5 protein-coding genes and 1 pseudogene are annotated in these 7,343 nt (G+C 60.0%); 3 read left to right on the plus strand and 3 right to left on the minus strand.

The window, feature by feature from the left end; all coding sequences use genetic code 11:
• Positions 1 to 25 precede the first annotated feature (25 nt).
• From A0251_RS16560 to A0251_RS16570, 3 genes are all read left to right on the plus strand, one after another.
• On the plus strand, positions 26 to 1,450 hold the full coding sequence (locus A0251_RS16560; protein WP_062817948.1) for an aldehyde dehydrogenase family protein: 1,425 nt from the start codon (positions 26 to 28) through the stop codon (positions 1,448 to 1,450).
• 183 nt (positions 1,451 to 1,633) lie between these two features.
• Positions 1,634 to 2,572 carry a metal-dependent hydrolase gene (locus A0251_RS16565; RefSeq protein ID WP_062817949.1) on the plus strand — a complete coding sequence of 313 codons (939 nt, stop codon included), beginning with the start codon at positions 1,634 to 1,636 and terminating at the stop codon, positions 2,570 to 2,572.
• A gap of 186 nt (positions 2,573 to 2,758) precedes the next feature.
• Positions 2,759 to 4,807, plus strand: coding sequence for a TonB-dependent receptor (locus tag A0251_RS16570; protein WP_231874269.1), 2,049 nt, complete (start codon positions 2,759 to 2,761; stop codon positions 4,805 to 4,807).
• Between the two features lie 233 nt (positions 4,808 to 5,040).
• On the opposite strand, the gene A0251_RS16575 is transcribed toward A0251_RS16570, so the two are convergent.
• From A0251_RS16575 to A0251_RS16585, 3 genes and pseudogenes are all read right to left on the minus strand, one after another.
• Positions 5,041 to 5,811 (minus strand): SDR family NAD(P)-dependent oxidoreductase, encoded by a 771-nt coding sequence (locus A0251_RS16575; protein WP_062817951.1) that lies wholly within the window; start codon positions 5,809 to 5,811, stop codon positions 5,041 to 5,043.
• A 304-nt stretch (positions 5,812 to 6,115) separates the two neighbouring features.
• Positions 6,116 to 6,880 (minus strand): SDR family oxidoreductase, encoded by a 765-nt coding sequence (locus tag A0251_RS16580; RefSeq protein ID WP_062817952.1) that lies wholly within the window; start codon positions 6,878 to 6,880, stop codon positions 6,116 to 6,118.
• A gap of 146 nt (positions 6,881 to 7,026) precedes the next feature.
• Positions 7,027 to 7,343: pseudogene (locus A0251_RS16585) on the minus strand (phosphotransferase family protein); the annotation flags it as partial.

Consider the following 7,343-nt stretch of genomic DNA (forward strand, 5'->3'; position numbering starts at 1 on the left):
CAGTCACCAACAAAAGGATACCCTCATGGGCTCGCTGCAACAGTTCTATATCAATGGCCATTGGGTCGCCCCTGCCGATGGCGCCGGCAGCCACACCGTGATTAACCCGGCCACGGAGAAATCATTGGGAGAGCTGGCCATGGGTGGCGCGGCGGATATCGATGCCGCCATCAGCGCCGCGGCGGCAGCCTTTCCGGCATTCAGTGCCGAACCCCTGGAAACCCGCCTGGGATACCTGGAACGCATTGCTGAAGGCTACCAGGCGCGGCTGGAAGACATCGCCCAGGCCATCAGCCAGGAAATGGGCGCCCCCATTAGCCTGGCCCGCAAGGTGCAGGCCCCCATGGGACTGGGTCATCTGAAAACGACCCTGGCCGTGGCGCGGGACTTCCCTTTTGAGGAGCAGCTTGGCCAAGCGCAAATCCGGCGGGCCGCTGCCGGCGTCTGCGCCCTGATCACCCCCTGGAACTGGCCCATGAACCAGGTCATGTGCAAGGTGGCCCCGGCCATCGCCGCGGGCTGCACCATGGTGCTCAAGCCCAGCGAATTTGCCCCCCTTTCGGCACAGATTCTGGCGGAAATCATGGACGAGGCCGGGCTGCCAGCCGGTGTGTTCAATATGGTTCATGGCGATGGCGCCCAGGTCGGCCCCATGCTGTCCAGTGATCCGCGTATTGATGTGGTCTCCCTGACCGGCTCCACCCGGGCCGGTGAGTCTGTCAGCCGCGAAGCCGCCGCCACCATCAAGCGGGTATCCCTGGAGCTGGGTGGCAAATCCGCCAATATCCTGTTGCCGGGCTGCGATCTGCAAAAAGCGGTGACCCATGGGGTGCGGGCCATGATGAACAACACCGGGCAAAGCTGTAACGCCCCCTCCCGAATGCTGGTCCCCGCCGACCGGTTAGCCGAGGCTGAAGCCATTGCCGCCCAGGCCTGCGACAGTATTGTGGTGGGCGATCCGCAGAACGAGGATACCGTCATCGGCCCCATCGCCAACGGCCGTCAGTACCAGCGAGTGCAATCCATGATCGAGACAGGCCTCCAGGAAGGAGCAACATTGGTAGCCGGTGGCACCGGCAAACCACCGGGCATGGAAGCCGGCTATTTCGCCCGCCCCACGGTCTTCAGCCAGGTCAGCAACACCATGACCATTGGCCGCGAGGAAATCTTCGGCCCGGTGCTGGTGATGATCCCCTACCAGGACGTGGACGAGGCGGTGGCCATTGCCAACGACTCGGACTATGGCCTGTCCGGTTATGTGTACGGAGAAGACAGTGACGCCCGGGCGGTGGCAGCCCGCTTGCGTACCGGCATGGTGCATATCAATGGCGCCGGCCCGGATCTGCAGGGCGCCTTTGGTGGCTTCAAGCAATCCGGCAATGGCCGCGAATGGGGCCGCTTCGGGCTGGAGGAGTTTCTGGAGACCCAGTCATTGTTCCTCCCTCACTGATAGAACCTCTTCACCTGTCATTTACGGACACAAAAAGACCTCTTTTGTGTACTGGCACTAGCGCCCCGGCAGGGGCGCGAAAGTGCCATTTACCTGTTGTGCTGTAACCCTGAGTATCGTGACATTCTTTAATGTCACAGTTTGACATCCACCGGTAATAACCGGTCGGGACCAGGAGGACACATGACAACAACAGCATCCAGCAACATCAAGGCCGGTCAGCAGAGCGCTCAGAAAATGCCGTTGGGCGCCACCGTGAACATTCCGCCCCGTCGCCTGGACTTCCAGTTCGACGACAAAACCACGGCGCGGTATTTCTATGACAATGACCCCTTCCTGAGCGCATTCTGGCTGAGCTTGTCTGCCCTGTTCCCGGAAGGCGAAGCCTTTTTCGTGGATTCCGTGCGCCACTATCGCAAGGACATCACCGATCCCAAACTGAAAGCCCAGGTGGCTGGCTTTATCGGTCAGGAAGCCATGCACAGTAAAGAGCATGAAGCCTGGAACGAAATGGGTGTGAAATTCGGTTACCCCACCGACAAACTGGACAAGACCCTGGGCAAGTTGCTCGGTCTGGTGCAGAAACGCACGCCGAAAATCTTCCAGCTGGCCGCCACGGTCTGTCTGGAGCATTACACCGCCATCATTGCCGAGCAGCTGCTGCGGGAGCCGGAACACCAGGCCCGCATTCTCGACGACGCCACTGCCAAGCTGTGGCTGTGGCACGCGCTGGAAGAAAACGAGCACAAGACCGTGGCCTATGACGTGTACGAAAAAGTCAGTGGCAACTATGCCATCCGCGCCGGGGCCATGATTCCCACTACCGTGATCTTCTTCGCGGTACTGGCTGCCTTCCAGGCACGCATGCTGGCCTCCGATGGTCGCCTGCTGAACGTCAAGAACAACTGGAACGGCATCAAGTTCCTGTTCGGACGCAAGGGGCTGTTCACCAAGCTGGCGCCCCAGTACCTGGACTTCTTCAAGCGCGATTTCCACCCGTCCCAGCATGACACCGACGCCCTGCTGGACGAATGGCGGGAAAAACTCTTCGGCGACCAGGGCCTGCTCACCGAGCAACACGCCCAGGCCAGCCAGCGCAAGGGCAAGAAGAAAGCCCACTGATCGCGTCTGTTTCTCTCCTTCCAGGGCCGCTTTGTGCGGCCCTTTTTTATATGCTCCACGGAACATGTAGGGTGCACTGAGCCTAAGGCGAACGGCACCTTACTATCCACCCAGCGACTTCTGTGCTTCTTCACTTGCTTCCACGGCAGTGTCCTGTAGAACAGTAGCAACCCTGGGATGAGATTCATGAAGCGTCGTTATTTAACCGTTTTCCTGCTGCTGCCTCCGCTTTCACTGCTTGCCGATCCGGTGACTCTTGAGCCGGTGACCGTCACCAGCACCCGTATGGAAAGGCCCCTGGCCGACACACCCGCCGCCGTAACGGTCGTCAATGCCGACAGCAATTTGCGGGGCCAGACCCGTCTACAACTGGATGAAAGCCTCAACCGGGTCCCGGGCCTTTATCTGCAGAACCGTTACAACTTCGCCCAGGGCTTGCGCCTGTCATCACGGGGTTTTGGTTCCCGTGCCCCTTTCGGGGTCAGGGGGCTGCGTCTGAATGTGGACGGTTTCCCGGAGACCCTGCCGGACGGTCAGTCGCAACTGGACAGCATCGATCTGTTTGCAGTGGAACGACTCACTGTATTGCGTGGCCCCAGCTCCCTGTTCTACGGCAACGCCACCGGTGGCGTGGTGGACATCGACACCCGATCCGGAAAAACCCGCAACGATGCCGCCAGCGTATCCATGATCGGAGGCAGCCACGGGCTGACACAAGCCAATGTGCAGACCCGCGGCCGCCATGGCCCGGGCCATCACGCTCTCAGCCTGACCGCGCTGGATTACCGCGGCTTTCGTGAACAAAGTGAAGTGCGCAAATACCAGTTCACCGGCCAGGCTGGCTGGGATCTTGCCGAAACCCGCTCAATGACGCTCTTCCTTACCGCCATGGATACCCCCGTTGCCCAGGACCCGGGGGGGCTGACCCGACAACAGGCTCACCAGGACCGGCGACAAGCCAGCTCCTTTGCTACCCGGCTGGATGCCGGCCAGCAGGTCGACCAGCAGCGTCTCGGGCTGCATTACCGCGATGAAGCCTTCGCCAATGGGTTGCTCAATGCCCGCGCCTTTGTCAGCCAGCGGGACTTCCGCCAGCAACTGCCCTTTCCCGGCAGCAGCCTGATCGATTACCAACGACGTTTTTACGGCGCCCGCCTGGATTACACCCTGCCCTTCACCATATTGGCGCGCCCCCATCGGCTACTGCTCGGTGTGGACCTGGATCGCCAGGAAGATGACCGTGGCCGCCGTGCGGTCAGTGCCACCGGCAACATCACTGCGGTGACCGCCGACGAAGACCAGCACGCCAGCGCCGAGGGGGTCTTCCTGCAACTGGACAGCCATCTGTCCGACCATCTGATGTTCACGGTCGGTGGCCGGGCGGACCGGCTGCGCATGACCATCGACGATGCATTACTGACTGATGGCAACGACAGTGGTCGCCGGGAGTTTGACGAACACAGCTACAGTGCCGGGCTGAGCTGGCAAGTCAGCCCCGCCCACACGCTCTACACCACAATCAGTTCTGCCTTCGAAAGCCCCACCTTCACTGAGCTGGCCAACCCTTCAGGAAGCGGTGGCTTCAATCCGGACCTGGAGCCCCAAACCGCACTCAACCGGGAAGTGGGTGCCCGTGGCACACTCGGTGAACGGCTCTTTTATGAGGCGGCACTGTTCCGGGTGGACGTGGAGGACGAAATCACCCCCTACCAGATCGACGGCCGCACCTTTTACCAGAATGCCGGAAAGACTCGCCGCGATGGCCTGGAGCTGGGGCTGGAACATGCCACCACCGACCGGTTGACCCTGTCTCTGTCCTGGACCTGGTCCGACTTCCGTTTCCAGGAATTTTTCGACACCCAGCAGAATGTGGATGTGAGCGGCAACCAGTTACCTGGCATCCCACAACATCAGCTGTTTGCACAGGTTGACTGGCAGGCGGAAAGCGGCCTGTTTGCATCAGTGGAGTCGATACTGGGCAGCCACCGCTATGCGGAAAACACCAATCGCACCCGGGTCGGCAGCCAGGTCCTGGTGAACCTGCGGGGCGGCAAGGCATGGAAACTGAACCAACAAACGCTGACCCTGTTTGCTGGCATCAACAACTTGCTGGACCGTGACTACTACAGCAACCTGCGCATCAACGCCAACAGCGACCGGTCAGTAGAAAACCGCGGCTACTTCGAACCCGGCCCGGGCACAACCTATTACTCTGGCATCACGCTGGATTGGTAACGCCCGTTCTTGCGGGAGAGAGGCTTGTTTGGCAAGTCGGCTTGGGAGGGGGTATTAACACCGTAGGGTGCACTGAGCCTAGGGCGAACTGCACCGATCCGGCGTTTGATGGTGCAGTTCGCCCTAGGCTCAGTGCACCCTACGTGCTGAAAAACCAGGGTGCTTGCGAACATAAAAAAGCCCCGGTCACATTTGCACGACCGGGGCTTTGCCTTTCTTCCCGCCAACATCAATCAGAACGCAGACACACCGCCATCCACGGCAATGGCCTGGCCATTCATGTAACTGTTGGCCGGCGACAACATCATCAACATGACGGTGACGATTTCCTCCGGCTGGCCCAGCCGCTTCATGGGGCAGCCGGACGCCAGCATGGCATGCATTGCTGCCTTGTCCTGGGATAGCTCCCCTTCATCCACCATGGGCGTATGGGTATAGAACGGGCAGATCGCATTGACACGGATATTGCGTTTCGCCATCTCCACGGCGGCGGTTTTGGTCAGGCCGATCACCGCATGCTTGGCAGCGGAATAGGCGCCGATTTTGGGTGCTCCCCCGAGCCCGGCCATGGAGCTTACGTTGACGATGCTGCCACCGTTTTCTTTCATGGCAGCAATCTGATGCTTCATACCGAACATCACCCCTTTCACATTCACGTTCACCTGCTGATCCAGCACTTCCTCGGTGAGCTGATCGAAAGGAATAAAGCCATGGGCAATACCCGCATTGTTCACCGCCATATCCAGGTGTCCAAACTGCGCCAGGGCCGTTTCCACCATGGCCTTGCAGTCCGCTTCGCGGGACACATCACAACGCAACGCCGCCACTTTGACACCCTGCTCCGCCAGCCCTTCGGCTTGCGCATTCAGGGCATCCATATTGATGTCCCCCAGCACCAGCGCGGCCCCGCGCTTGCCCAGCTCTTCCGCCAGCAACTTGCCAAAGCCGCTGGCAGCGCCGGTGATCAGTGCCGTCTTGCCGGTAAAATCGAGGATTGGATCCATGAAAGATTCTCCTGATAATTAAGTCTCGCCACGGGCTATAAACCCAGCTCGCTCAGACTGGCCGTAGGAGCGTCGCTGGCGGCGCGATGTCAGACTCGGACCAAGCTTCCGGTTTTCTGGAGAAATCTGTCGAGCTCTGAAATGCCTGATCGCCCTTCGGTCGATTTCCGCGCTGCGCGCGGTTCGCGCCTCGAGAGGCGTTATTCGCTTCGCTCACCCCTTCGGGGCCGCCCTGCGTGCGTTACTCCGCTCCGCTACGTTCCTACAGCGGCTTTGTAGAAAGCCCGAATTGTGCTGGTAGCGATTAGATGGTCATCCCGCCATCCACCACGACGCATTCCCCGGTCACATAACTGGAGGCATCGGATACCAGGTACAGCACGGTGCCCGCCATCTCTTTCGGGTCGGCATGGCGGCGCATGGGGATCTGGCTGATGGCGGAATCGTAGATGTCCTCGTTGGTAAACAGGGCACCGGCAAACTTGGTTTTGGTCAGGCCCGGCAACAAGGCATTGACCCGCACGTTGAACTGGGCGCATTCCTGGGCGAAGGATTTGGTCATGCTGATCACCGCCGCCTTGGAAATGGAATAGACGCCCTGCATGTCACCCGGGGTCAGGCCGTTCACGGATGCCGTGTTCACGATGGCACCGCCACCGTGCTCACGCATGAGCTTGGCGCCTTCCACGGACATGTAGAAATAACCGCGCAGGTTCACGTCCACGGTCTTGTCGAAAGCATCCACCGGGGTATCCAGGATGTGCCCGAAGTACGGGTTGGCGGCAGCGTTGTTGACCAGAATATCCAGTTTGCCGTGAACCTCACGGATATGGGAAAACACGGCTTCGATCTGCGCCATTTCCCCAATATGGCAGGCAAAGGCTTCGGCACTGCCACCGTCAGCCTTGATGGCATCGGCCACGGCCTGACAACCGTCGATCTTGCGGCTGGACACGATCACGTGGGCGCCCTGCTCCGCCAGCAATTTGGCAATCTCTTCGCCAATCCCCCGGCTGGCACCGGTGACCAGGGCAATCTTGCCCTCAAGGTTAAAAAGGGTGGTACTCATTACGACTCTCCCGATAAAAAGCGTCAAGCTACAAGCTGCAAGCTTCAACGCGAGCAGACCCTGTAGCCATTCGAAAAACGGAAAAACCGCGCCGCAACGTCAACGCGGTTTTCCTTGTAGCTTCAGGCTTGCAGCTTGAAGCTGCTTTACGCCCCTTCTTTGATGATCTGTACAGCCATGGACGCCAGTGGCTCGACCAGCGCGCCGACCTGAGCCGCTTCCTTGCTGGAGGCGTTGCCGTCTACGGCCCGTTTCGCCACACCCTGGCAGATGGCAGCAAGACGGAAGAAACTGAAGGCCAGATAGAATTCCCAGTTGTCGATGCGGTCGATACCGCGGCGCTGGCAGTACTGGTCCACATACTCTTTTTCCGTGGGGATCCCCAGTGCCTTGCGATCCACACCCTGCAGGCCCGCCATCTTGGCGCCCCGCTGTGGCATGCGCATCCCCATGCACTGATAGG

This window comes from Alcanivorax sp. NBRC 102024, from assembly GCF_001602235.1.
GTDB lineage: Bacteria > Pseudomonadota > Gammaproteobacteria > Pseudomonadales > Alcanivoracaceae > Alcanivorax.

What these genes read in the sequence shown, in the direction of transcription:
- A0251_RS16560 (WP_062817948.1), top strand. Translation starts at nt 26, where the DNA reads ATGGGCTCGCTGCAACAGTTCTATATCAATGGCCATTGGGTCGCCCCT.
- A0251_RS16565 (WP_062817949.1), top strand. Translation starts at nt 1,634, where the DNA reads ATGACAACAACAGCATCCAGCAACATCAAGGCCGGTCAGCAGAGCGCT.
- A0251_RS16570 (WP_231874269.1), top strand. Translation starts at nt 2,759, where the DNA reads ATGAAGCGTCGTTATTTAACCGTTTTCCTGCTGCTGCCTCCGCTTTCA.
- A0251_RS16575 (WP_062817951.1), bottom strand. Translation starts at nt 5,811, where the DNA reads ATGGATCCAATCCTCGATTTTACCGGCAAGACGGCACTGATCACCGGC.
- A0251_RS16580 (WP_062817952.1), bottom strand. Translation starts at nt 6,880, where the DNA reads ATGAGTACCACCCTTTTTAACCTTGAGGGCAAGATTGCCCTGGTCACC.